Raw genomic sequence first — 20425 nt, forward strand, 5'->3', positions numbered from 1 at the left:
TCTTGTTGTCTGGTCAGGTACTGGCGGATCAGCCCTGCGCGCTGGCGGGCGCGGCCGGTGCGTCCGGCTTGCCGGGGGTGCCGCCGTGGCGCTCTGCCGGGGCCTCGTAGCCGCCGCCCAGGGCCTTCATCAGGCCCATCTGCAGGTCCAGCCGGCGCGCCTGCAGGTCGGTGGCCTGCCGGCGCTGCTGCAGCACGTTGCTCTCGGCGTTCAGCACGGTGAGCTGGGTGCCCAGGCCGGCCTTGTAGCGCGTGGTGGCCAGCGCGTAGGCGTGCTCGGCCAGGTCCAGCGCCTCGCGCTGGGTCTGGATCTGCTGGTCGACGCTGCGGATGCTGGTGATCGTGTCGGCCGTCTCGCGCAGCGCATCGACCAGTGCCTGGTTGTAGCTGGCTGCGGCGATGTCGTACTGCGCGTACTTGCCGCGCAGGTTGGCGCGCAGGCGGCCGCCCGCGAAGATCGGCAGCCGCAGCGAGGGGCCAAAGCCGAACGTGCGGCTGGCGCCGGTCAGCAGGTCGGCCGTATCCAGCGACGCCAGGCCGGCAAACGCGGTCAGCGTCAGGTCGGGCAGGAATTCCTTCTTCGCCACGGTGACGTCCTGCGACGCCGCCTCCACGCGCCAGCGGGCGGCCACGAGGTCCGGGCGCCGGCCGAGCAGGCCGATGGTCAGGTCGTCGGGCAACTGCGGCGTGGCGTTGGCCAGCAGGGTCGGCCGGGCGATCTGGCGCCCGCGGTCCGGGCCCTTGCCCAGCAGCGCGGCGATCTGGTTGCGGGCCAGCGCGATTTCCTCGTCCACGCGCTGCAGGTCGGTCTGGGCGGCGGCCACGGTGCCGCGCGCCTGCGTGGTTTCCACCTGGGTGTCCAGGCCGGCCGCCAGCCGCTGGCGCGACAGGTCGGTCAGGTCGCGGCGCTGGGCGATGGCGCGCTCGGCCACGTCGCGCTGGGCGTAGAGCGCGGCCAGCCGGTTGTAGCCGCGCGCCACCGATGTGGTCAGCATCAGCCGCGCGGCCTGGCTTTCGGCTTCCAGCGCGCGGTCTTCGGACAGCGCCGCTTCCAGCGCGTCGCGGTTCTTGCCCCAGAAGTCGAGGTCCCACGACAGGCCAAGCTGCAGCCGCGACTGGTTCTGCCACGAGCCAGCCAGCGGCGTGCCTTCGAACAGGTCGTTCTGCGAGAAGCGCTGGCGCACGATGCTGCCTTCGAAGTCCACGGCCGGGTACAGCGCGGCGCGCGCGGCGTCGGCCATCGCCCGCGACGCGGCCAGCCGCGCAAAGGCAACCTGGAGATTCGGATTGCCCTGGATGGCCTCGTCGACCAGCGCGCGCAACTGCGGATCATGGAACTGGTCGACCCAGTCCTGCGATGGCCACTGGCCGTGGTCGTTGGTAAACGTCTGCGGCGACGCCAGCGTGGCCGGGTCCGTCACGGTCTGGGTGCTGTGGGAATCGCCCAGCGCGGCGCAGCCGGCCAGCACGGCGGCGGCCAGCAGCGTCAGGGCCAGGCCGCCTGCGCGATGCAGCGGGCCGGGCGCGGCGCGGGGGGTGTCAAGGAGAGCGGTTGTCATAGGGTGTGAACTGTGGCGCGGTCGGGCGGTTTCCGGAATGGCGCTGCCGACGATTGGAATACTTGTTCGGTGTCGGGGAGGTGCCGGCGCCTATCCGGAATTGCGGTCGAGCAGGCAGCCGGGGTCGGCGCCGGGGCAGCCACTGTTGGCGATGACGCGCACCAGCATGTCGCGCAGCACCGCGATCTCGGTGTGCGTGAAGCCGTCGAAATGGCGCCGCATCACGTTGCAGAACGCGGCCGGTAGCTGCTCGACCATCGCGTGGCCCTCGGCCGTGATCGACAGGTCCACCACGCGGCGGTCGTCGTCGCGGCGCGTGCGGGCGATCAGGCCGCGCTTTTCCATCCGGCTCAGCAGGCGCGTGACCGAGCCCGCATCGGTATAGAGATTGCGCGCCAGGTCGGTGACCGTGGTGGCCTCGCCCTTGGCCAGCATCATCAGGCAGATGGCCTGGGCGTGCGTCATGTCCAGGCCGCTGACTTCCTGCTCCACGCCAAGCGACAGCATGTTCTTGGCGCGCCCGAGCAGGTAGCCGATGCTCTTGCCGATTTCGTAGTCGGCCGGATCGAACAGGTCTTCGGAAGGTTGGGGTGCTGTGGACGTCATCTCTTGTCACTGCAATCTTTGCTTGGGCAAATATAAGCAGGCAAGAAGTGATGCACAAGGTCCGAAACTGGTTATTGCGTAAACCGCAATGAGATTCCTCGACTATGCTGAACAGCGACAGAGTGTTCTGCGCTGCAACATGCTAGAATGTCGGGTTAATTTTTTCCGATAGCTCCGCCTTCAGGGGACGCCGAATGACCCGCGCCATCCGTAATATCGCCATCATCGCCCACGTCGATCATGGCAAGACCACCCTGGTCGACCAACTCCTGCGCCAGGCAGGCACCTTCCGCGACAACCAGCAGATTGCTGAACGCGTGATGGACTCGAACGACCTGGAAAAGGAACGCGGGATCACGATCCTCGCGAAGAACTGTGCCGTCGAATACAACGGTACCCACATCAACATCGTCGATACCCCGGGCCACGCCGACTTTGGCGGCGAGGTGGAGCGCGTGCTGTCGATGGTCGACGGCGTGCTGCTGCTGGTGGACGCCGTGGAAGGTCCGATGCCGCAGACGCGTTTTGTGACGCGCAAGGCACTGGCGCTGGGCCTGAAGCCGATCGTCGTGATCAACAAGATCGACCGCCCGGGCGCGCGTCCGGACTGGGTGATCAACCAGACCTTCGACCTGTTCGACAAGCTGGGCGCCAATGACGAGCAGCTGGACTTCCCGGTCATCTACGCATCGGGCCTGAACGGCTACGCCGGCCTGACCGAGGACGTGCGCGACGGCGACATGAAGCCGCTGTTCGAGACCGTGCTGGCCAAGGTGCCGGTCCGTAACGACGATCCGGACGGCCCGCTGCAGATGCAGATCATCTCGCTGGACTACTCCAGCTACGTCGGCAAGATCGGCGTGGGCCGCATCTCGCGTGGCCGTGCCAAGCCGCTGCAGGACGTGGTGGTCAAGTTCGGTCCGGAAGGCAACCCGATCAAGGGCCGTATCAACCAGGTGCTGAAGTTCAGCGGCCTGGAGCGCGAGATCGTGCCGCAGGCGGAAGCCGGCGACATCGTGCTGATCAACGGCATTGAGGAACTGGGCATCGGCTGCACCGTGTGCGCGCCGGAAGCCCCGGACGCGCTGCCGATGCTGAAGGTGGACGAGCCGACGCTGACGATGAACTTCTGCGTCAACACGTCGCCGCTGGCCGGCCGCGAAGGCAAGTTCGTGACGAGCCGCCAGCTTCGCGAGCGCCTGGACCGCGAGCTGAAGTCGAACGTGGCGCTGCGCGTGGCCGATACCGGCGACGACACCATCTTCGAAGTCTCGGGCCGTGGCGAACTGCACCTGACCATCCTGCTGGAAAACATGCGCCGCGAGGGCTACGAGCTGGCCGTGTCGCGTCCGCGCGTGGTGTTCAAGGAAATCGACGGCGTCAAGCACGAGCCGTACGAGCTGCTGACCGTGGACGTGGAAGACGGCCACCAGGGTTCGGTGATGGAAGAGCTGGGCCGCCGCAAGGGCGAACTGCTGGACATGGCATCGGACGGCAAGGGTCGCACCCGCCTGGAGTACCGCATTCCGGCGCGTGGCCTGATCGGCTTCCAGGGCGAATTCCTGACGCTGACGCGCGGCACGGGCCTGATCAGCCACATCTTCGACGACTACGCGCCGGTGCGCGAAGGCGGCCTGGGCGAGCGCCACAACGGCGTGCTGATCTCGCAGGACGACGGCGATGCCGTGGCCTACGCGCTGTGGAAGCTGCAGGACCGCGGCCGCATGTTCGTGAAGCCGGGCGACGCGCTGTACGAGGGCATGATCATCGGCATCCACAGCCGCGACAACGACCTCGTCGTGAACCCGATCAAGGGCAAGCAGCTTACCAACGTGCGCGCGTCGGGTACCGACGAAGCCGTGCGCCTGGTGCCGCCGATCCAGATGTCGCTCGAATACGCGGTGGAATTCATCGCCGATGACGAACTGGTGGAAATCACGCCGAAGAGCATCCGCCTGCGCAAGCGCCACCTGAAGGAGCACGAGCGCAAGCGTGCGTCGCGCGAATCGGTGTAATCGCCGCATCGCCGAATCGCCAAAGAACCGCGCCCTGGGTGGCGCGGTTTTTTTATTCCGCCGCCACTTCGCGTGGCGCGGCGCTGCCGGCTGTCCGGCACCGCGGGCTGCGCCACTCGGGCGGTTTCCAGAGATAGCGGAGATCGCGGTCGCGCCACACATCGGCAAGCATCTCGCGCCACTCTTGGAAGGTCAGCGTCAGCGGGTTGTGCGTGCGGATCTGGCCCGTGATGCCGTACTCGGGCGCCGCCTGCTCGGGCACGAAGGTGCCGAACAGCCGGTCCCAGACCGTCAGCACGCCGGCGTAGTTGCGGTCGATGTACTGCGGATTCTTCGCATGGTGTACCCGGTGGACGCTAGGCGTGTTGACCAGCCGCTCGACGCGCGGCCAGCGCTGCCCGAGCCGCGTGTGGACGAAGAACTGGAACGCGAGGTTCAGCCCGACGGCCAGGATCACCCAATCTGGCGAAAATCCGATCCAAGCCAGCGGAATCCAGAACAGCCACATGCCTGACAGCGGATAGGTCAGGCTCTGCCGGAACGCGGTCGAGAAATTCATCCCTTCCGACGAGTGATGCGCCACGTGCGACGCCCACATCCATCGCACGCGATGGCTGGCGCGGTGGAACCAGTAGTACAGAAAGTCCTGCAGCAGCAACAGCAGCGCGAACGACCACCACGTCTCCGGCACGGCGCGCAGCCCGTGGGCGTAGCACCACGTGTAGACCGTGCGGATCATCAGCCAGAGGAAGAACGCGTCCGACGCCTGGTGCATCAGCGCGAGCGTGGCGTTGGACAGTGTGTCGCGCCAGCTATAGACGGACGGGTCGCGCCGGCGCCAGTACCAGGCCTCCCAGCCGATGGTCAGCAGGAACACGGGCGCGAAAGCCAGCAGGATCAGGCCGGGGTCGAATCCGGCGGCATCGGTGGCGGGGGCGGGCGGGGGCGCGGCGGGCGTCATGGCGCCAGTGTGCACATTTCCAGCCGATTCGCACTGAGGATTTCCTCCATACGGCGCCATGTGGCGCCGGCGTAACGCCGCGCCAAACCATCACGAAAACGCACGACAGACCATCACGGCAAGTGCATCAAGTCCGCGGCGGCGATGCCGTTCTTTGGGGCGACGGCCATGGAGGAGTGGCCGTTTTTCACGTCACGGAGAGACTGCCCCCATGTTTCGCAACACTACGATTGGAGCCCGGTTGTGGCTCCTGACGATTGTCACAAACTTGTTGCTGCTGATTGTCGGCGGCGTTGGCTGGTTCGGCATGTCGCGCAGCAACGATGCCACGCACCAGATCTACGAGCAGCAGCTGTCGGCGGCCACGCATCTGGCCGAGGCGCGCTCGAACCAGTTGCTGGTGCGCGTGCTGCTGGACCAGGCGGCCTTTGCCACCGATGCGGCCGACGCGAAGGCGCGCGCGGCCACGGCCGAGGACTTCATGCGCCAGTCGAATGCCGCGTGGCAGGCGTACCTGGCCATCCCGCGCAGCCCGGAGCAGGCGCGCGCCACCGAGGACGTGTCCGACAAGCGCCAGGCGCTGTTCGAGCAGGGCGTGAAGCCGATGATCGCCGCGCTGCACGCCGGCAACCGCGACGCGATGATGCGGGCCGTGATGGAGACGATTCCCAGGCTCGACATCGCCTTCACGGCCGTGAACACCGAACTGGGCCGCCTGCAGGTGGCCAGCGCCAGGTCGGTGTACCAGGCGTCGCAGCAGCGCTATGACCGGCTGCTGGCGGTGTCGGTGGCCGTGCTGGCGCTGGGGCTGGTGTTCAGCACGGTGGTGGCGTGGCGCCTGCGGCTGTCGATCGTCCGCCCGCTCGACGTTGCCATCGCCCGGTTTGCGCGCATGGCCGATGGCGATCTGGGCACGTCGTCGGCCCGCGACGCCGATGCCGTGGCCGACGAACACGCCCGCAACGAGACCAGCCGCATGCTCGGCATGCTGGACCGCATGCAGGCGCGGCTGGCCGGCATGGTGGGCGAGGTGCGCAGCGGCGCCGATTCGATCGCCGCCGCGAGCCAGCAGATCGCCAGCGGCAACACGGACTTGTCCCAGCGCACGGAGCAGCAGGCCGCGTCGCTGGAAGAGACCGCGTCGAGCATGGAGCAACTGACGAGCACCGTCCGCCACAACGCCGACAGCGCCCGCGAGGCCAGCACGCTGGCCGTCGACGCGCGCAAGCTGGCCGAGACCGGCAGCGACGCCGTGGCGCGTGTGCAGAGCACGATGCAGCAGATCGACACCGGCGCCAACAAGGTGGTCGACATCATCGAGGTCATCGAGAAGATCGCGTTCCAGACCAACATCCTGGCGCTGAACGCCGCCGTGGAGGCGGCCCGCGCCGGCGAGCATGGCCGCGGGTTCGCGGTGGTGGCGGGCGATGTGCGCGACCTGTCGCAGCGCTGCGCGGCGGCGTCGAAGGAAATCCGCGCGCTGATCGGCGCCTCGGTGTCGAACGTGCGCGAGGGCACGGCGCTGGTGGACAACGCGGAGCGGGCCATGCAGGACATCGTGGACGCGGTGCGGCGGGTCAGCGACATCGTTGGCGGCATCAGCGCGGCGTCCGACGAGCAGTCGCGCGGCATCGAGCAGGTCAACGTGGCCGTGTCGCACATGGACGGCATGACGCAGCAGAACGCGGCGCTGGTGGAGCAGGCCGCCGCCGCGGCCGGATCGCTGGAGGACCAGGCGCAACGTCTGACCGGGCTGATGGCGGCATTCCGGCTTGCGTAAGCGGGCGCCAGCCCCGGCCCGCAGCCGGTTGAGACGATTCTGAAAAGCGGCCGTCATCGAATCCTGGCAAGTTGGCTGGCGTAAAATTGCCGCCTACCTGAACGAAGATGGAACGGAGACGGACATGACGGAGTTTGTATCGACGGCAGTGCAGGGCGGGGTGGCCTATCTGACGCTGAACCGGCCGCAGGCGCTCAATGCACTGTCGCTCGACATGATTCGCGCGATGACCGACGCGCTGCGCGACTGGGAAAGCGACCCGGCCGTGCACGCGGTGGTGGTGGCCGGCGCGGGCGGCAAGGCGTTCTGTGCCGGCGGCGACATCCGCTGGTTCCACCAGGCCCATCATGCCGGCGATCCGCTGCTCGACCAGTTCTTCGTCGAGGAATACGCGCTCAACCACCGGATCCATCGCTACACCAAGCCTTACATCGCGCTGATGGACGGCGTGGTCATGGGCGGCGGCATGGGCATTTCGCAGGGCGCGCGGCTGCGCATTGTCACGGACCGGACCAAGATGGCCATGCCGGAGACCAACATCGGCCTGTTCCCCGACGTGGGTGGCGGCTGGTTCCTGGCGCGCACGCCGGGGCGGCTTGGCGAGTATCTGGGCCTGACGGGCGTGGTCATCCACGCGGCCGACGCGCTCCACGCGAAGCTGGCCGACGCCTACCTGCCGGCGAACGCGCTGGCGGAACTGGTGGCGTCGCTGCAGACCCGGTCATTCGAGAGCGGCGACGCGGTGCTGGCCCACATCGCCACGTTCACGGACGGGCACGCGCAGGGCTGTGCGCCGGCGGAGAGTGCGCTGGCGCGCCATGCGGACCAGATCGACCGGCTGTTCGCCGCGCCGACCGTCGAGCAGATCGTGCAGGCGGTCAGCGACGCGGAGGGCGACTGGGCCGCCCAGACCGCCGCCACGCTGCGCAGCCGATCGCCGCTGATGCTCTGCGTCACGCTGGAGCAGATTCGCCGGGCGCGCACGATGTCGCTCGAAGACGAACTGCGGATGGAGCTGGACATGATGTACGACGTGTTCCGCCATGGCGACGGCATCGAGGGCATCCGCGCGCTCGCGATCGACAAGGACCACCAGCCCAGATGGAACCCGGCCCGGCTGGACGCGGTGACGCCGGCCCGGGTGCGGGCCTTCTTCGACAGCAAGTGGCGCAAGGAGGAACACCCGCTGGCCGGGCTGCAAGGCTAGCCGTCTGCGGCGGTCATCCAAGTCGAGTAGAGTGGCGGCTGGGCTGGCGGGCCGCCTGGCCGGCCTGCGCTGCCCTGCGAACGTGTGAAGCCGTCTGAACCGTGTGAACCGTGTGAACAGCGAAAGGAACCGTAATGAGCAATCCTCGTGATGTCGCCGTACTGGTGGGAAGCCTGCGCAAGGATTCCCTGAACCTGAAACTGGCCAAGGCCCTGGCCGAGCTGGCCCCGTCGCAGTTGAAGCTCGAAGTGGTTGGGATCGGCCAGTTGTCGCACTACAACCAGGACGACGACGCCAACCCGCCCGCCGAGTGGGTGGCGTTCCGCGACCGCATCCGCCGCGCCGATGCCGTGCTGTTCGTCACGCCCGAGTACAACCGCTCGGTGCCTGGGGTGCTGAAGAACGCCATCGACATCGGCTCGCGCCCGTACGGCCAGAGCGCGTGGGACGGCAAGCCGGGTGGCGTGATCAGCGCATCGCCGGGCAACATCGGCGGCTTTGGCGCCAACCATCACCTGCGCCAGTCGCTGGTGTTCCTGAACATCCCGGTGCTGCAGCAGCCGGAAGCCTATATCAGCGGCGTCGACAAGCTGTTCGACGAGAAGGGCGGCATCGCCAACGACTCGACACGCGGCTTTTTAAGCAAGTACATGGCCACGTTCGCCACCTGGATCGAGCGCAACGCCGCCAAGTAGCGGCAAGAAATGGCCAGGCCCGGCGCTCCTGATTCATCAGTGGTCAGCCCCGTCCTACAAAGCGAAGCGGGGCGGACCTGACACCGCTGCGGGGCGCTCATTTCTATATTGAACGCATGAACGCGACATATAGAAAGGAGGAAACATCATGCCCTACATCCTAGCCTGGCTGCTTGGCGTACCGGCCTTTGTACTGATCCTGATCTGGCTGTTCATGCACTGATGTGCGTGTGGCCAACGCCACGGAAAGGCGCCTTCGGGCGCCTTTCTTTATGCCGCGAACCGTAGCGGGGGTGGCGCATCGGTGGCGCCGGGCCCAACGCTGAAAATGGGTAACTCGCGTATACTTGCGGGTTGCCCTAGTTTCGCGGCGTCCCGGTTGTCTGGCGGCTTTTGCCGCCCTGGCGGGGCGCCCTCGTCACCGTACCCATGACTGTGAATCCGCGCCGCATTTCGGTTGCCCCCATGATGGACTGGACTGACCGGCATTGCCGCACGTTCCACCGCTCGCTGAGCCAGCATACCTGGCTCTATACCGAGATGGTGACGACGGGCGCGCTGCTGCATGGCGATGTCGCGCGGCACCTCGATTTCGACGCTGCGGAGCAGCCGGTCGCCCTGCAACTGGGCGGCAGCGAGCCCGAAGACCTCGCCCGTGCCGCCAAGCTTGGGGAGCAGTGGGGCTATCAGGAGATCAATCTCAACTGTGGGTGTCCGTCGGAGCGCGTCCAGCGCGGCGCGTTCGGCGCGTGCCTGATGGCGGAGCCGCAACTGGTGGCCGACTGCGTCAAGGCGATGCGCGACGCCGTGGCGGTGCCGGTGACGGTCAAGCACCGGATCGGCATCGACACGGTCGAGCATTACGATTTTGTCCGCGATTTTGTCGGGACGGTGGCTGGGGCAGGTTGCGGCACGTTTATCGTGCATGCGCGCAACGCGATTCTGAAAGGATTAAGCCCGAAGGAAAATCGGGAAATCCCGCCGCTGCGTTATGAAGTGGCATATCGCCTGAAACAGGAATTCCCGGATCTGGAAATCCTGATTAATGGCGGAATCGTGTCGTACGACGAAATGGAAACGCATTTGCGTCATGTGGATGGTGTGATGATCGGCCGTCAGGCATATCACGATCCCTATATCCTGTCCGAAATGGACCAGCGATTTTATGGCTCGACGGCGCCTGTGCCGACACGGGAAGACGCCGAGCTGGCCATGCAAGCCTACATTGGCAATCTGGTGGAGCAGGGCGGTTATATGGGCGCCGCGACGCGCCATATGCTGGGCCTGCATCGCGGCGTCTACGGCGGCCGCGGATGGCGCCGGGTCTTGTCGGATGCGCGCCGCATGCATGGCGCCCGCGCGCGCGCGGCGGTCGAGGCGCTTTTCGTCGAAGCCCGCTCGCACTTGCGTCCCGAGATGCAGGACGCGGCGTAAGCGAGCGACGATTCCCGCGCTGGAGGAAAAGCTCTAAATTCGAACGATCGTGCTGTGCCGAAGCCGCAAATGTATGCCCCAGCAGCGTTTGCGGGTAGGCATGTGGCCGGAAACCCGCACCAGCAAAGGGATTCCCCTAATTCGCCCAAAGCGGGCCATGTTCTTACACTGTGCCTGCCCTCGAATACAGGGCTTTCTTCAACTGATTTTTGAGCCCGCCGTGCGCGGGCTTTTTTTCGGCTGTCGCAGCGGTGACACACACACCCGTGGGTTTGCCCGGATGGTGATCGGCCGATTCGGGCATTACATTGAATGGGCCTTCAGGGCATTGAGATCGCTAATTTAAGAGTCCGCCTCGGCGGGCTCTTTTTTTATGTGCGTCCCCAAAAAAAAGCAGGCGAACTCGTCGGGAGATCGCCTGTCGGGAATGTTCGAGGGGGTCAATGTCCCTCGCGAACGAGTATCCGATAGTCGTCTCCGCGACAAAACCCCGCGTTGGTGGGGCGGCCTCTGCGCTTTTGACCAACATTCAGATCGCGCCAGCAACTGTGCCGAGGTGCCATGATTTTAAGTCGAGCGACGCCGGGGTCATGTTAGGATGCGCTCGAAAATGCCGCGACAGTCGGCATACGCATAGGCAGGCCGTGCCGAAAGGGACGGCGCCAAGCAGGGGTTAAGCAGGAGGGTTTGTCGATGCCGAGGCCTGAGTCGGGGCCAAGACCGAAACAAGCCCGAAGGAAACAAAATGGAAGCGGAAGAACCGTTCGGTGAAGTCTTCGAAGACTATCGGGTCATCTGGGTAGCGGAGCAGTTGCAGGACGGCAAGTGGACAGCCCGGTATTGCTGGCATCCCGGCACGACCATCGAGGCCGGCAAGGCATTGCAGCGGGACGTCCTGAACGGAAAATCGAAACGCCTGCTCGGACTGTTTCCGACCGAGGCCGACACGATCGCCGCCATCAAGGAAGCGGTCCTGCTGGAAGCGAAGTGGGTCGGCCCCCGTTGAAGCGATCCCACGCACCGGGCAGTACGAAATTATTTGTGCGGAATACTAGCCATCTGCCGAGAATCCTTGTATAGTCTTGGTCTTCGCTGATCGACACATCGCTCAGCAAGCAATCTCTACGGTGGCTGTAGCTCAGTTGGTAGAGTCCAGGATTGTGATTCCTGTTGTCGCGGGTTCGAGTCCCGTCAGCCACCCCAAAGAATATCTTTGCAAATCAGCCGCTTACAAAAGCGGCTTTTTTGTTTTCTGCGTCGGGCGAAGCCATCGACGGACTCCCGCGACCTGTGGTTCACTGGCTGCTGTTCGTGGTGGAGCCCGGCAGATGATCCGACAAGCACGACCCTTGACGACTGACTGGGTGCAACGCGCCGTGCCGATGGAAGGCGTGGAGCGCATCGAGGCGTGGTTTCGGGGCAAGGCGTATGCGATGCATCGCCATGACACCTATGCCATCGGGCGCACGCTTGCTGGCGTGCAGAGTTTCAGCTACCGGCGCGCGCGGCGGGACAGCCTGCCCGGCAATACCATCGTGCTGCATCCGGACGAGATTCACGATGGCCAAGCCGGCACGGAGGAAGGTTTCCGATACCGGATGATCTACGTCGAGCCCGCGCTTTTTCAAGAGGTGCTCGGCGGCCAGGCGCTGCCGTTCCTGGAGGGCGGGGTAACGACCGACCCGCGGCTGGCGGCCGCGACCGCCACGTTGCTCCAGCATGTCGGCTGCCCGCTCGAACCGCTGGAACAATGCGACGCGCTCGCAGAACTGGCGCATGCCTTGGCGGCCGTTGCCGGCACGCCCGCGCGTCGGTCAGGGGGCAACTTCCACGCGGCAAGCCTGGCGCGCGACTATCTGCAGGCAAATCAGACGCGCGTGGTGACGCTGGACGAACTCGAAACCGCGACGGGCCGCGACCGCTGGAGCCTGTCGCACGATTTCCGCACCTTCTACGGCACCAGCCCCTACCGCTACCTGACCATGCGCCGGCTCGACACGGTGCGCCGGCTGCTGCTGGCAGGCACCTCGCTGGCCGATGCGGCGGCCGGGGCCGGTTTTGCCGACCAGAGCCATATGACGCGCCATTTCTCGAAGACGTTCGGCCTGACGCCGGCGCGCTGGCTGCAGGTCGCCGGCGCCGGCGCCCGGCGCTGACAAGCACCCACGATCGTTCAAGACGGTGGCCAGTGCCCCGCGTAAGCTGGGGCACGTCAACCTTTGAACGGAGAAAACGATGTCCACGCCCTCGACGCCCCATGTCGCGCCTGCCGGCCGCGGTCAGTGCCAGACGATTGACCTTCTCGACAAGATTGCCCTGATCGACGGGCACTGGCAGCCGCGCGTCGTTGCGGAAATGAACGACTACCAGTTCAAGGTGGTGAAGGTCAAAGGCGACTTCGACTGGCATCGGCATGCCGATACGGACGAAACCTTCATCGTGCTCGACGGCGAGCTACGCATCGAGCTGCGGTCGGCTCCCGGAGGCGAGCAGGTTATCGTCCTGCGCGCCGGACAGATGGGTGTGGTGCCGAAGGGCGTCGAGCACAAGCCTTGCGCGGCGGAGGAAGTGCGGATGCTGCTGATCGAGCCGCGTGGCGTGGTGAACACCGGCGACGGCGCGACGAGCGAGCGTACGGTCCAGAATGACCAGTGGATCTGAAACGCTCCAAAGAAAAAACCGGCCGCCGACGGGGTTCGACAAGGCCGGGGGTGCGCATCACGCCAATGCGACAGGAGTACGGGGACGTGTAGGGTTCAGTCGAACCGGTTCACTCGAACGATTTGGCGCTTGGCTCGGCCAATTCCAGCATGCGGCAGATGGCGGCCATATTGCCGACCATCGTGCGGCGCTGGGCGCCCTGGTAGACGCGCACGCCCTTGATCTGGCGGAACGGTACCGGTTTGACCGGGCGGCGGGAAGCGATGGGATTCGATTGCAGCATGGCAGCACCTCGTAATTTGCGGTCAGCAGTGGTCCGCACCCGTCGTCCAGCAAGGACGGGGCGGCATGGGCAAGGCAAAGCGGGTGACCCGGGCAGACGGCCGTGCTGCCGAAGTCTCGGAGACACGGAGGCGCCGTTCTGGCGTCTCCGCTTGTTGCTAGAAACCTGACGATCGAATCAGGCCGACAGCAATACCTTCCAGTGAGAATTCGTCGCGCCCCGAATGGAGCACGATGTTTTCGAAATCGGGGTTCTCGGCGATCAGTTCGACGGTGTCGCCGCGTTTCTTGAGTCGCTTGACCGTGACGTCCTCGCCGATGCGGGCCACGACGATCTTGCCGTTGGCCGCCTCGCTGGCCTTCTTCACGGCCAGCAGGTCGCCATCGAAGATGCCGGCGTCGCGCATGCTCAGGCCGCGTACGCGCAGCAGGTAGTCGGGCCGTTCGTCGAAGACCGAGGCATCCACCTGGTACTGGCGGTCGATGTGCTCGGCGGCCAGGATCGGGCTACCCGCCGCGACGCGGCCCACCAGCGGCAGCGTCAGTTGCAGCACCCCCGCCATCGGCAGCGAGAACTGGTCCGAGCGTTCCGAATCGCTGCGCGCCACCTTGAGCCGGATGCCACGCGACGCGCCCGGCGTCAGCTCGATCACGCCCTTGCGCGCCAGGGCCCGCAAGTGTTCCTCTGCCGAATTGGGCGAGGAAAATCCGAACTCGGCCGCGATTTCCGCGCGGGTCGGCGGGAAGCCGGTGTTCCGGATCGTGTCGCGGATCAGGTCGAATATCTGCTGCTGCCGGGGTGTCAGGGTCGCCATGGTTCGCCGGTCTCGTGCCGAAGCACTGTATGTTTAAACAGTATGCTGTGATTTTATACAGTATCGTGTGAAGTGCAAGCACAATTTGCGATCCCGGGCAGACACGCGCGACACCCGTTGCCACGCACGGGTTTTTCACGGGCGCGCGGCGGCGGGCAGGGCAGTTACAATCGGCGCCCACGGCCGCTTGCCTGGCGGCCGCCAATGATCAAGCGTCGCCCATGCCAGATTCCTCGCACCCACGTCTTCCGCGTATCGTCGTGCTCGCCACCGGCGGCACTATTGCCGGTTCGTCCGGCAGTCCCGCCAGCAGCGCCCATTACCAGGCCGCCACCGTGCCGGTGTCCCAACTGGTGCAGGCGGTGCCGCCGCTGGCCGACGTGGCGCGTGTGGAAGCGGAGCAGGTGGCGCAGGTCGATAGCAAGGACATGATGTTCGGCCTCTGGCAGCAACTGGCCGAGCGCGTGGCGCACTGGTCGGCGCAGCCTGACGTCGCGGGCATCGTCATCACGCATGGCACCGATACGCTTGAAGAAACGGCGATGTTTCTGCAGCTCACACAGGCGTGCCCCGTATCGGTGGTGGTCACGGCGGCAATGCGGCCGTCGACCTCGCTGTCCGCCGATGGCCCGCTGAACCTGCTCGACGCTGTGCGCGTGGCAGCCAGCGCCGACGCATTGGGGCAGGGCGTGCTGGTAGTGCTGAACCAGCAGATCCATGCCGCGCGGGACGTGACCAAGGCGCATACGTCGGCCGTGGACGCGTTTGTCTCGCCGATGGCCGGACCGGTCGGCTTTGTCCAAGACGCCTATGTCCGCTTCACGCGACAGCCGGCCCGGCCGGACGCGGCGCGCTTGCCGGTGCCGACGGCGTGGCCGATGGTCGAGGTCGTTGCCAGCTATGCCCAGCCCGGCCGGGTGGCGGTAGATGCGCTGGTGGCGGCGGGCGTGGAAGGGCTGGTCGTGGCGGCGGCCGGCAACGGGTCGGTCCACGAGACGCTGGCAGCGGCGCTGGCCGATGCCGCGGCTGCCGGCGTGGCCGTCGTGCGCAGCTCGCGGACCGGCGCGGGGCATGTGGCGATCCCGGCACGGCCGGCGCCCGACGCAGGCATCTTTGTCTCGGCCGGCGACCTCAATGCCTACAAGGCCAGGGTGCTGTTGCTGCTGGCCCTGGCCGCCGACCCCGGCCTGGCTCGCGACGCCGCACGCCTGCAGGCACTGTTTGCGGCGTATTGAGCCCCCGGCCCGGCAACCTTGCGAAGCAGCGGGGTTCCGGGCTATACTCGCGGGCTATTCAACCTTGCCGCACCGGACGTGACGCCCGGGTGGCTCATCCCAAAAGGAGCGTCAATGCGTCATTACGAAATCGTATTTATCGTCCATCCGGACCAGAGCGAACAAGTGCCGGCGATGATCGAGCGTTACAAGCAGCTCGTCACGTCGCAGAACGGCCAGGTTCACCGCGTGGAAGACTGGGGCCGCCGTCAGATGGCCTACATGATCCAGAAGCTGGCCAAGGCTCACTACGTTTGCCTGAACATCGAATGCGGCAAGGACACGCTGGCTGAACTCGAGCACGCGTTCAAGTTCAACGACGCCGTGCTGCGTCACCTGATCGTCCAGACCAAGAAGGCCGAGACGGCGCCGTCGCCGATGATGAAGGAAGTGCAGCGCGAAGAAGCCCGCAAGGCCGCGCAAACGACCACGGAAGGCCAGCCCGCCTGAGCGCGGACTGCGGTGCCGCGGTGAACCAGCTCCGGCTGACCGCCACGCTGGCCGAGCGCGATACGTTGCGCTACACGCCGGCCGGCATCCCCGTCGTCAACTGCATCCTGCAGCATGCCGGCGAGGTGATGGAGGCGGAAACGCCCCGGCAGGTGGAATTCGCGATCGTGGCCATGGGCATTGGCCCCATTGGCCAGCGGCTCGAGCGCATGCCGCTCGGCACGCTGATCGATTGCGAGGGTTTCCTGGCCCGCAAGCACCGCAACAGCAAGACGCTGGTCTTTCACATCACTCGATGTAAAGCATTCGAAAAGGATTGAATCATGGCATTCGTCAAACGTGACAACAAGAACAAGAAGCGCTTCCAGCAACAGAACCCGCTGTTCAAGCGCAAGCGCTTCTGCCGCTTCACCGTGGCTGGCGTCGAACAGATCGACTACAAGGATCTGGACACGCTGAAGGACTTCATCGGCGACAACGGCAAGATCACGCCGGCCCGCCTGACCGGTACCAAGGCTCACTATCAGCGTCAGCTCGATACGGCCATCAAGCGCGCCCGCTTCCTGGCGCTGCTGCCGTACACCGACCTGCACAAGAACTGATAGGCCCAGGACCGCAAGGAGAAATACACGATGCAAGTCATTCTGCTGGAAAAAGTCATCAACCTGGGCAACCTGGGTGACATCGTTCGCGTGAAGGACGGTTACGCACGTAACTTCCTGATCCCGACCAAGCGCGCCCGCCGTGCGACGCAAACCGCCATCGCCGAGTTCGAGGTGAAGCGCGCCGAGCTGGAAAAGGCCGCTGCCGAGAAGCTGGCCGCCGCGCAAGCCGAAGGCGAGAAGCTGAACGGCCTGACCGTCCAGATCACCCAGAAGTCGGGTGTGGACGGCCGCCTGTTCGGTTCGGTGACCAACGCCGACATCGCCGAAGCCCTGGAAGGCCAAGGTTTCAAGGTGGAAAAGTCGCAAGTGCGTCTGCCGAACGGCCCGCTGAAGGTTGTTGGCGACTACGCCGTCGGCGTGTCGCTGCACACGGACGTGCTGGTCGACATCACCGTGTCGGTGCTGGGCGACCACGCCTGAAGCCGTACCCGCGACGAGGCGCCGGCCCTGGCCGGTGTCTCCGACGCACCCCGAAAGGCAGGAGCCACGCTCCTGCCTTTTTTGTTGGCACGCCGTCCCGCTTCGGTCCGCGCCGCTATAATTGCCCCCCATGAACGCGCCCGCCGCAGATCCCCAACTAGACAGTCTCAAGGTACCTCCGCACTCGATCGAGGCCGAACAATCGGTGCTTGGCGGGCTGCTGCTGGACAACGCCGCCTGGGACCGCATTGCCGATTTCCTGTCCGAAGCCGATTTCTACCGCTTCGACCACCGGATGATCTTCCAGAGCATCGCCCGGCTGATCTCCGCCACCAAGCCGGCGGACGTGATCACCGTGTTCGAGATGCTGCAGGTGGCCGGCAAGGCCGAGGAAGTGGGCGGGCTCGCGTACCTGAACTCGCTGGCGCAGAACACCCCGAGCGCGGCCAATATCCGCCGCTACGCCGAGATCGTCCGGGAACGGTCGGTGCTGCGCAAGCTCGTGACCGTGGCCGACGACATCGCCTCGGCCGCGTTCGCGCCGAAGGGCCGCGAGGTGCGCGAACTGCTGGACGAAGCAGAATCCAAGGTTTTTGCGATTGCCGAGGAAGGCTCGCGTGGCCAGAAGGGCTTCCAGGAAATCCAGCCGCTGCTGACGCAGGTGGTGGAGCGGATCGACGAGCTGTATCACCGGGATACCACCACGGACGTGACCGGCGTCCCTACCGGCTTCATCGACCTGGACCGGATGACCAGCGGCATGCAGCCGGGCGACCTGATCATCGTGGCGGGGCGCCCCTCGATGGGCAAGACCGCGTTCTCGCTGAACATCGGCGAGCACGTGGCCGTGGAGCAGGGCCTGCCCGTGGCCGTGTTCTCGATGGAAATGGCGGGCGTGCAGCTTGCCATGCGGATGCTGGGCTCGGTCGGCCGGCTCGACCAGCACCGGCTGCGTACCGGCCGCCTGCTGGACGAGGACTGGCCGCGCCTGACCCATTCGATCCAGCGCATGAACGACGCCCAGTTGTTCATCGACGAGACACCGGCGCTGAACCCGATGGAACTGCGCGCGCGCTCGCGCCGGCTGGCCCGGCAGTGCGGGCAGCTTGGCCTGATCATCATCGATTACCTGCAACTGATGTCCGGTTCGGGCAGCGGCGAGAACCGGGCCACCGAGATTTCGGAAATCTCGCGGTCGCTGAAAGGGCTGGCCAAGGAGCTGAATTGCCCGGTGATCGCGCTGTCGCAGTTGAACCGGAGCCTGGAGCAGCGCCCCAACAAGCGGCCCGTGATGTCCGATCTGCGCGAATCGGGCGCCATCGAACAGGATGCCGACGTCATCCTGTTCATTTATCGCGACGAAGTGTACAACCCCGACTCCCAGGACAAGGGCACCGCCGAAATCATCATCGGCAAGCAGCGTAACGGCCCGATCGGTACCGTTCGGCTCACGTTCCTGGGTCAATTCACGAAGTTCGACAACTTCAGCGGCGGCCCGGCGTTCTTCGACAACGATACCTGATCGTTCGTCCGGTACCCCGCAGGACGGTGCAACCCTGTAAAATATTGCGTTTTGATGACAGCTGCCCACGAGGCGGCTGTCATGCCATTTGACCGTCTCCCCCTTTGCAACACAACCGAGCGCTGCCGTGAGGCGCGCCACAAGGACAGTTCATGTTCGGCCGTTTCATGCCCACCGAGGGCAAGTTCTTCGAGTATTTCAACCAGCACGCCGACTGCGCGGTCACCGCCGCGCACGAGCTGGAAGCGTTGGTCAATGACCTGCCCAACGCCGAAGGCCATGCCCGCCGCGTGCAGGCCACGGAAAAGAAGGCAGACCGTATCACCCACGACACGATCGACCTGCTGCACAAGACGTTCATCACGCCGCTGGACCGCGACGAGATTCACAAGCTCATCACGACCATGGATGACATCCTGGACCTGATGGAGGACGTGGCCGAGACCATCTCGCTGTACGACGTCACGCACCTGACCGACGAGGCGCGCCGCCTGGCGACGATCTGCGTGCAGTGCTGCGAGGCGGTCAAGATTGCCGTGGGCCTGCTGGAGGACATGGGCAACGCCAGCACGATCCTGAAGACGGCGCAGCAGATCGACCAGCTGGAGTCCGAGGCGGACCGCGTCATGCGCTCGGCCATGTCGAAGCTGTTCCGCGACGAGACCGACGTCAAGCGCCTGATCAAGCTGAAGGCCATCTACGAGCAACTGGAGTCCATCACCGACAAGTGCGAGGACGTGGCAAACATCATCGAAGGCATCGTCCTGGAAAACGCCTGAGGCCCGCACTGGCATGCAGACAATACAAATGAGTTTGTGGGTCATCGGCCTGCTGGTCGTGCTGGCCTTGCTGTTCGATTTCATGAACGGCTTTCACGACGCCGCCAACTCGATCGCCACCGTGGTGTCCACGGGCGTGCTGAAGCCGCACCATGCGGTGGCCATGGCGGCCATGTGCAACGTGGTGGCGATCTTCATCTTCCACCTGAAGGTGGCGGCCACGGTGGGCACGGGCACGGTTGACGTCAATATCGTCGATCATTATGTGATCTTTGGGGCGCTTGTAGGCGCTATCGTCTGGAACGTGATCACGTGGTTCTACGGCATCCCGTCGTCGTCGTCGCACGCGCTGATCGGTGGCCTGGTGGGCGCCGCGGTGGCCAAGGCGGGCACGGGCGCGCTGGTCGGCCACGGCCTGCTGAAGACCGTGGCGTTTATCCTGATCTCGCCGCTGCTTGGTTTCGTGCTTGGCTCGATCATGATGGTGATCGTGGGCTGGACGTTCTTCCGCACGCCGCCGTCGCGCGTGGACCGCTGGTTCCGCCGCATGCAGCTCGTGTCGGCGTCGTTGTACAGCCTGGGTCACGGGGGTAATGACGCGCAGAAGACCATCGGCATCATCTGGATGCTGCTGATCGCCAGCGGCCACTTGGCCGCTGGTAGCGCCGAGCCGCCGATGTGGGTGATCGTGAGCTGCTATGTGGCCATCGGCCTTGGCACGCTGTTCGGCGGCTGGCGGATCGTGCGGACCATGGGCCAGAAGATCACCAAGCTGAAGCCCGTGGGCGGCTTCTGCGCAGAGACCGGCGGGGCGATGACGCTGTTCATTGCGTCGGCGATGGGCGTGCCCGTGTCGACCACGCACACGATTACCGGCGCCATCGTCGGGGTCGGCTCGGCGCAGAAGATGTCGGCCGTGCGCTGGGGCGTGGCGGGCAACATCGTCTGGGCCTGGGTGCTGACGATTCCGGCTTCGGCGTTCATGGCGGCCATCGCCTGGTGGATCGGCAAGCAGATCCTCTGAAATCACGGGATCGGCCAGATCCCGGCAGCCAGTCGAGCAAGCAAGACACCCGCGCAAGCGGGTGTTTTTTTATGTGGCCGGCATCCGCAGAATCCGTGCGCGACGGTTTTGGCAATCCGTATGACGGACTGAACCCGAATCAAACAATTGATAATACGCGCCAGCAGTATCGGAGTTATCGCATGTAATCCAAGAATTTAAGCGCTATAACCGTCTCTATTCATGTCGTGCTTATTAGTCCGGTTGAAATTGGTCCTTCCTCTGTTGGCGACATTTC

Annotated in this window: 21 protein-coding genes and 1 tRNA gene; 17 read left to right on the plus strand and 5 right to left on the minus strand. The window is 65.3% G+C overall.

The window, feature by feature from the left end; all coding sequences use genetic code 11:
* Positions 1–28 precede the first annotated feature (28 nt).
* Positions 29–1558, minus strand: a complete 1530-nt coding sequence (locus EHF44_RS12625) for an efflux transporter outer membrane subunit (protein ID WP_124684049.1) — start codon at positions 1556–1558, stop codon at positions 29–31.
* A 90-nt stretch (positions 1559–1648) separates the two neighbouring features.
* Positions 1649–2164: a MarR family winged helix-turn-helix transcriptional regulator gene (locus tag EHF44_RS12630; RefSeq protein WP_124684050.1), complete on the minus strand. Its 516-nt coding sequence runs from the start codon at positions 2162–2164 to the stop codon at positions 1649–1651.
* Positions 2165–2358: 194 nt separating this feature from the next.
* On the opposite strand from EHF44_RS12630, the gene typA reads away from it, so the two are divergent.
* Positions 2359–4179: a translational GTPase TypA gene (typA, locus tag EHF44_RS12635; RefSeq protein ID WP_124684051.1), complete on the plus strand. Its 1821-nt coding sequence runs from the start codon at positions 2359–2361 to the stop codon at positions 4177–4179.
* 52 nt (positions 4180–4231) lie between these two features.
* On the opposite strand, the gene EHF44_RS12640 is transcribed toward typA, so the two are convergent.
* Complete coding sequence (locus tag EHF44_RS12640; protein ID WP_124684052.1) at positions 4232–5140, minus strand: sterol desaturase family protein; 909 nt, start codon at positions 5138–5140, stop codon at positions 4232–4234.
* Between the two features lie 211 nt (positions 5141–5351).
* Between EHF44_RS12640 and EHF44_RS12645 the strand changes: the two genes are divergently transcribed.
* From EHF44_RS12645 to EHF44_RS12680, 8 genes are all read left to right on the plus strand, one after another.
* Positions 5352–6920 (plus strand): methyl-accepting chemotaxis protein, encoded by a 1569-nt coding sequence (locus EHF44_RS12645; RefSeq protein WP_124684053.1) that lies wholly within the window; start codon positions 5352–5354, stop codon positions 6918–6920.
* A 124-nt stretch (positions 6921–7044) separates the two neighbouring features.
* Complete coding sequence (locus EHF44_RS12650; protein ID WP_124684054.1) at positions 7045–8127, plus strand: enoyl-CoA hydratase/isomerase family protein; 1083 nt, start codon at positions 7045–7047, stop codon at positions 8125–8127.
* A gap of 134 nt (positions 8128–8261) precedes the next feature.
* Positions 8262–8822 (plus strand): NADPH-dependent FMN reductase, encoded by a 561-nt coding sequence (locus EHF44_RS12655; RefSeq protein WP_124684055.1) that lies wholly within the window; start codon positions 8262–8264, stop codon positions 8820–8822.
* Between the two features lie 429 nt (positions 8823–9251).
* Complete coding sequence (gene dusA / locus EHF44_RS12660) at positions 9252–10256, plus strand: tRNA dihydrouridine(20/20a) synthase DusA (protein WP_124684056.1); 1005 nt, start codon at positions 9252–9254, stop codon at positions 10254–10256.
* A 745-nt stretch (positions 10257–11001) separates the two neighbouring features.
* The gene (locus tag EHF44_RS12665; protein ID WP_124684057.1) at positions 11002–11262 is read left to right on the plus strand and encodes a hypothetical protein; all 261 of its coding nucleotides are present in this window, start codon (positions 11002–11004) and stop codon (positions 11260–11262) included.
* Between the two features lie 121 nt (positions 11263–11383).
* Positions 11384–11459, plus strand: a tRNA-His gene (locus EHF44_RS12670).
* A gap of 179 nt (positions 11460–11638) precedes the next feature.
* Entirely contained in the window at positions 11639–12412 is a 774-nt protein-coding gene (locus EHF44_RS12675) for an AraC family transcriptional regulator (protein ID WP_172966053.1), read from the plus strand.
* Between the two features lie 79 nt (positions 12413–12491).
* Positions 12492–12917, plus strand: coding sequence for a cupin domain-containing protein (locus EHF44_RS12680; protein WP_124684059.1), 426 nt, complete (start codon positions 12492–12494; stop codon positions 12915–12917).
* A 109-nt stretch (positions 12918–13026) separates the two neighbouring features.
* Here EHF44_RS12680 and EHF44_RS28340 read toward each other — a convergent pair whose 3' ends face one another.
* Positions 13027–13200 (minus strand): hypothetical protein, encoded by a 174-nt coding sequence (locus tag EHF44_RS28340; RefSeq protein ID WP_172966054.1) that lies wholly within the window; start codon positions 13198–13200, stop codon positions 13027–13029.
* Between the two features lie 157 nt (positions 13201–13357).
* Positions 13358–14014, minus strand: a complete 657-nt coding sequence (gene lexA / locus EHF44_RS12685; protein WP_124684060.1) for a transcriptional repressor LexA — start codon at positions 14012–14014, stop codon at positions 13358–13360.
* A gap of 221 nt (positions 14015–14235) precedes the next feature.
* On the opposite strand from lexA, the gene EHF44_RS12690 reads away from it, so the two are divergent.
* The 8 genes from EHF44_RS12690 to EHF44_RS12725 all read left to right on the plus strand — a co-directional run bounded on the left by EHF44_RS12690 (position 14236) and on the right by EHF44_RS12725 (position 20148).
* Complete coding sequence (locus EHF44_RS12690; protein WP_124684061.1) at positions 14236–15249, plus strand: asparaginase; 1014 nt, start codon at positions 14236–14238, stop codon at positions 15247–15249.
* A gap of 114 nt (positions 15250–15363) precedes the next feature.
* The gene (gene rpsF / locus EHF44_RS12695; RefSeq protein ID WP_124684062.1) at positions 15364–15738 is read left to right on the plus strand and encodes a 30S ribosomal protein S6; all 375 of its coding nucleotides are present in this window, start codon (positions 15364–15366) and stop codon (positions 15736–15738) included.
* 20 nt (positions 15739–15758) lie between these two features.
* Positions 15759–16058: a primosomal replication protein N gene (priB, locus tag EHF44_RS12700; protein WP_124684063.1), complete on the plus strand. Its 300-nt coding sequence runs from the start codon at positions 15759–15761 to the stop codon at positions 16056–16058.
* 3 nt (positions 16059–16061) lie between these two features.
* Positions 16062–16340, plus strand: a complete 279-nt coding sequence (gene rpsR, locus EHF44_RS12705) for a 30S ribosomal protein S18 (RefSeq protein WP_006575387.1) — start codon at positions 16062–16064, stop codon at positions 16338–16340.
* Positions 16341–16370: 30 nt separating this feature from the next.
* Entirely contained in the window at positions 16371–16823 is a 453-nt protein-coding gene (gene rplI / locus EHF44_RS12710; RefSeq protein WP_124684064.1) for a 50S ribosomal protein L9, read from the plus strand.
* Between the two features lie 130 nt (positions 16824–16953).
* Positions 16954–18345 carry a replicative DNA helicase gene (locus EHF44_RS12715; protein WP_124684065.1) on the plus strand — a complete coding sequence of 464 codons (1392 nt, stop codon included), beginning with the start codon at positions 16954–16956 and terminating at the stop codon, positions 18343–18345.
* A gap of 152 nt (positions 18346–18497) precedes the next feature.
* Entirely contained in the window at positions 18498–19124 is a 627-nt protein-coding gene (locus tag EHF44_RS12720; protein WP_029051063.1) for a DUF47 domain-containing protein, read from the plus strand.
* 13 nt (positions 19125–19137) lie between these two features.
* A complete protein-coding gene (locus EHF44_RS12725; protein WP_124684066.1) occupies positions 19138–20148 on the plus strand; it encodes an inorganic phosphate transporter in 1011 nt (336 codons plus the stop codon).
* Positions 20149–20425 lie beyond the last annotated feature (277 nt).

This window comes from Cupriavidus pauculus, assembly GCF_003854935.1.
GTDB lineage: Bacteria > Pseudomonadota > Gammaproteobacteria > Burkholderiales > Burkholderiaceae > Cupriavidus > Cupriavidus pauculus_C.

Excerpts from the sequence above, each read along its gene's own strand:
- EHF44_RS12625 (WP_124684049.1), bottom strand. The coding sequence starts at position 1,558 with ATGACAACCGCTCTCCTTGACACCCCCCGCGCCGCGCCCGGCCCGCTG.
- EHF44_RS12630 (WP_124684050.1), bottom strand. The coding sequence starts at position 2,164 with ATGACGTCCACAGCACCCCAACCTTCCGAAGACCTGTTCGATCCGGCC.
- typA (WP_124684051.1), top strand. The coding sequence starts at position 2,359 with ATGACCCGCGCCATCCGTAATATCGCCATCATCGCCCACGTCGATCAT.
- EHF44_RS12640 (WP_124684052.1), bottom strand. The coding sequence starts at position 5,140 with ATGACGCCCGCCGCGCCCCCGCCCGCCCCCGCCACCGATGCCGCCGGA.
- EHF44_RS12645 (WP_124684053.1), top strand. The coding sequence starts at position 5,352 with ATGTTTCGCAACACTACGATTGGAGCCCGGTTGTGGCTCCTGACGATT.
- EHF44_RS12650 (WP_124684054.1), top strand. The coding sequence starts at position 7,045 with ATGACGGAGTTTGTATCGACGGCAGTGCAGGGCGGGGTGGCCTATCTG.
- EHF44_RS12655 (WP_124684055.1), top strand. The coding sequence starts at position 8,262 with ATGAGCAATCCTCGTGATGTCGCCGTACTGGTGGGAAGCCTGCGCAAG.
- dusA (WP_124684056.1), top strand. The coding sequence starts at position 9,252 with ATGACTGTGAATCCGCGCCGCATTTCGGTTGCCCCCATGATGGACTGG.
- EHF44_RS12665 (WP_124684057.1), top strand. The coding sequence starts at position 11,002 with ATGGAAGCGGAAGAACCGTTCGGTGAAGTCTTCGAAGACTATCGGGTC.
- EHF44_RS12675 (WP_172966053.1), top strand. The coding sequence starts at position 11,639 with ATGGAAGGCGTGGAGCGCATCGAGGCGTGGTTTCGGGGCAAGGCGTAT.
- EHF44_RS12680 (WP_124684059.1), top strand. The coding sequence starts at position 12,492 with ATGTCCACGCCCTCGACGCCCCATGTCGCGCCTGCCGGCCGCGGTCAG.
- EHF44_RS28340 (WP_172966054.1), bottom strand. The coding sequence starts at position 13,200 with ATGCTGCAATCGAATCCCATCGCTTCCCGCCGCCCGGTCAAACCGGTA.
- lexA (WP_124684060.1), bottom strand. The coding sequence starts at position 14,014 with ATGGCGACCCTGACACCCCGGCAGCAGCAGATATTCGACCTGATCCGC.
- EHF44_RS12690 (WP_124684061.1), top strand. The coding sequence starts at position 14,236 with ATGCCAGATTCCTCGCACCCACGTCTTCCGCGTATCGTCGTGCTCGCC.
- rpsF (WP_124684062.1), top strand. The coding sequence starts at position 15,364 with ATGCGTCATTACGAAATCGTATTTATCGTCCATCCGGACCAGAGCGAA.
- rpsR (WP_006575387.1), top strand. The coding sequence starts at position 16,062 with ATGGCATTCGTCAAACGTGACAACAAGAACAAGAAGCGCTTCCAGCAA.
- rplI (WP_124684064.1), top strand. The coding sequence starts at position 16,371 with ATGCAAGTCATTCTGCTGGAAAAAGTCATCAACCTGGGCAACCTGGGT.
- EHF44_RS12715 (WP_124684065.1), top strand. The coding sequence starts at position 16,954 with ATGAACGCGCCCGCCGCAGATCCCCAACTAGACAGTCTCAAGGTACCT.
- EHF44_RS12720 (WP_029051063.1), top strand. The coding sequence starts at position 18,498 with ATGTTCGGCCGTTTCATGCCCACCGAGGGCAAGTTCTTCGAGTATTTC.
- EHF44_RS12725 (WP_124684066.1), top strand. The coding sequence starts at position 19,138 with ATGCAGACAATACAAATGAGTTTGTGGGTCATCGGCCTGCTGGTCGTG.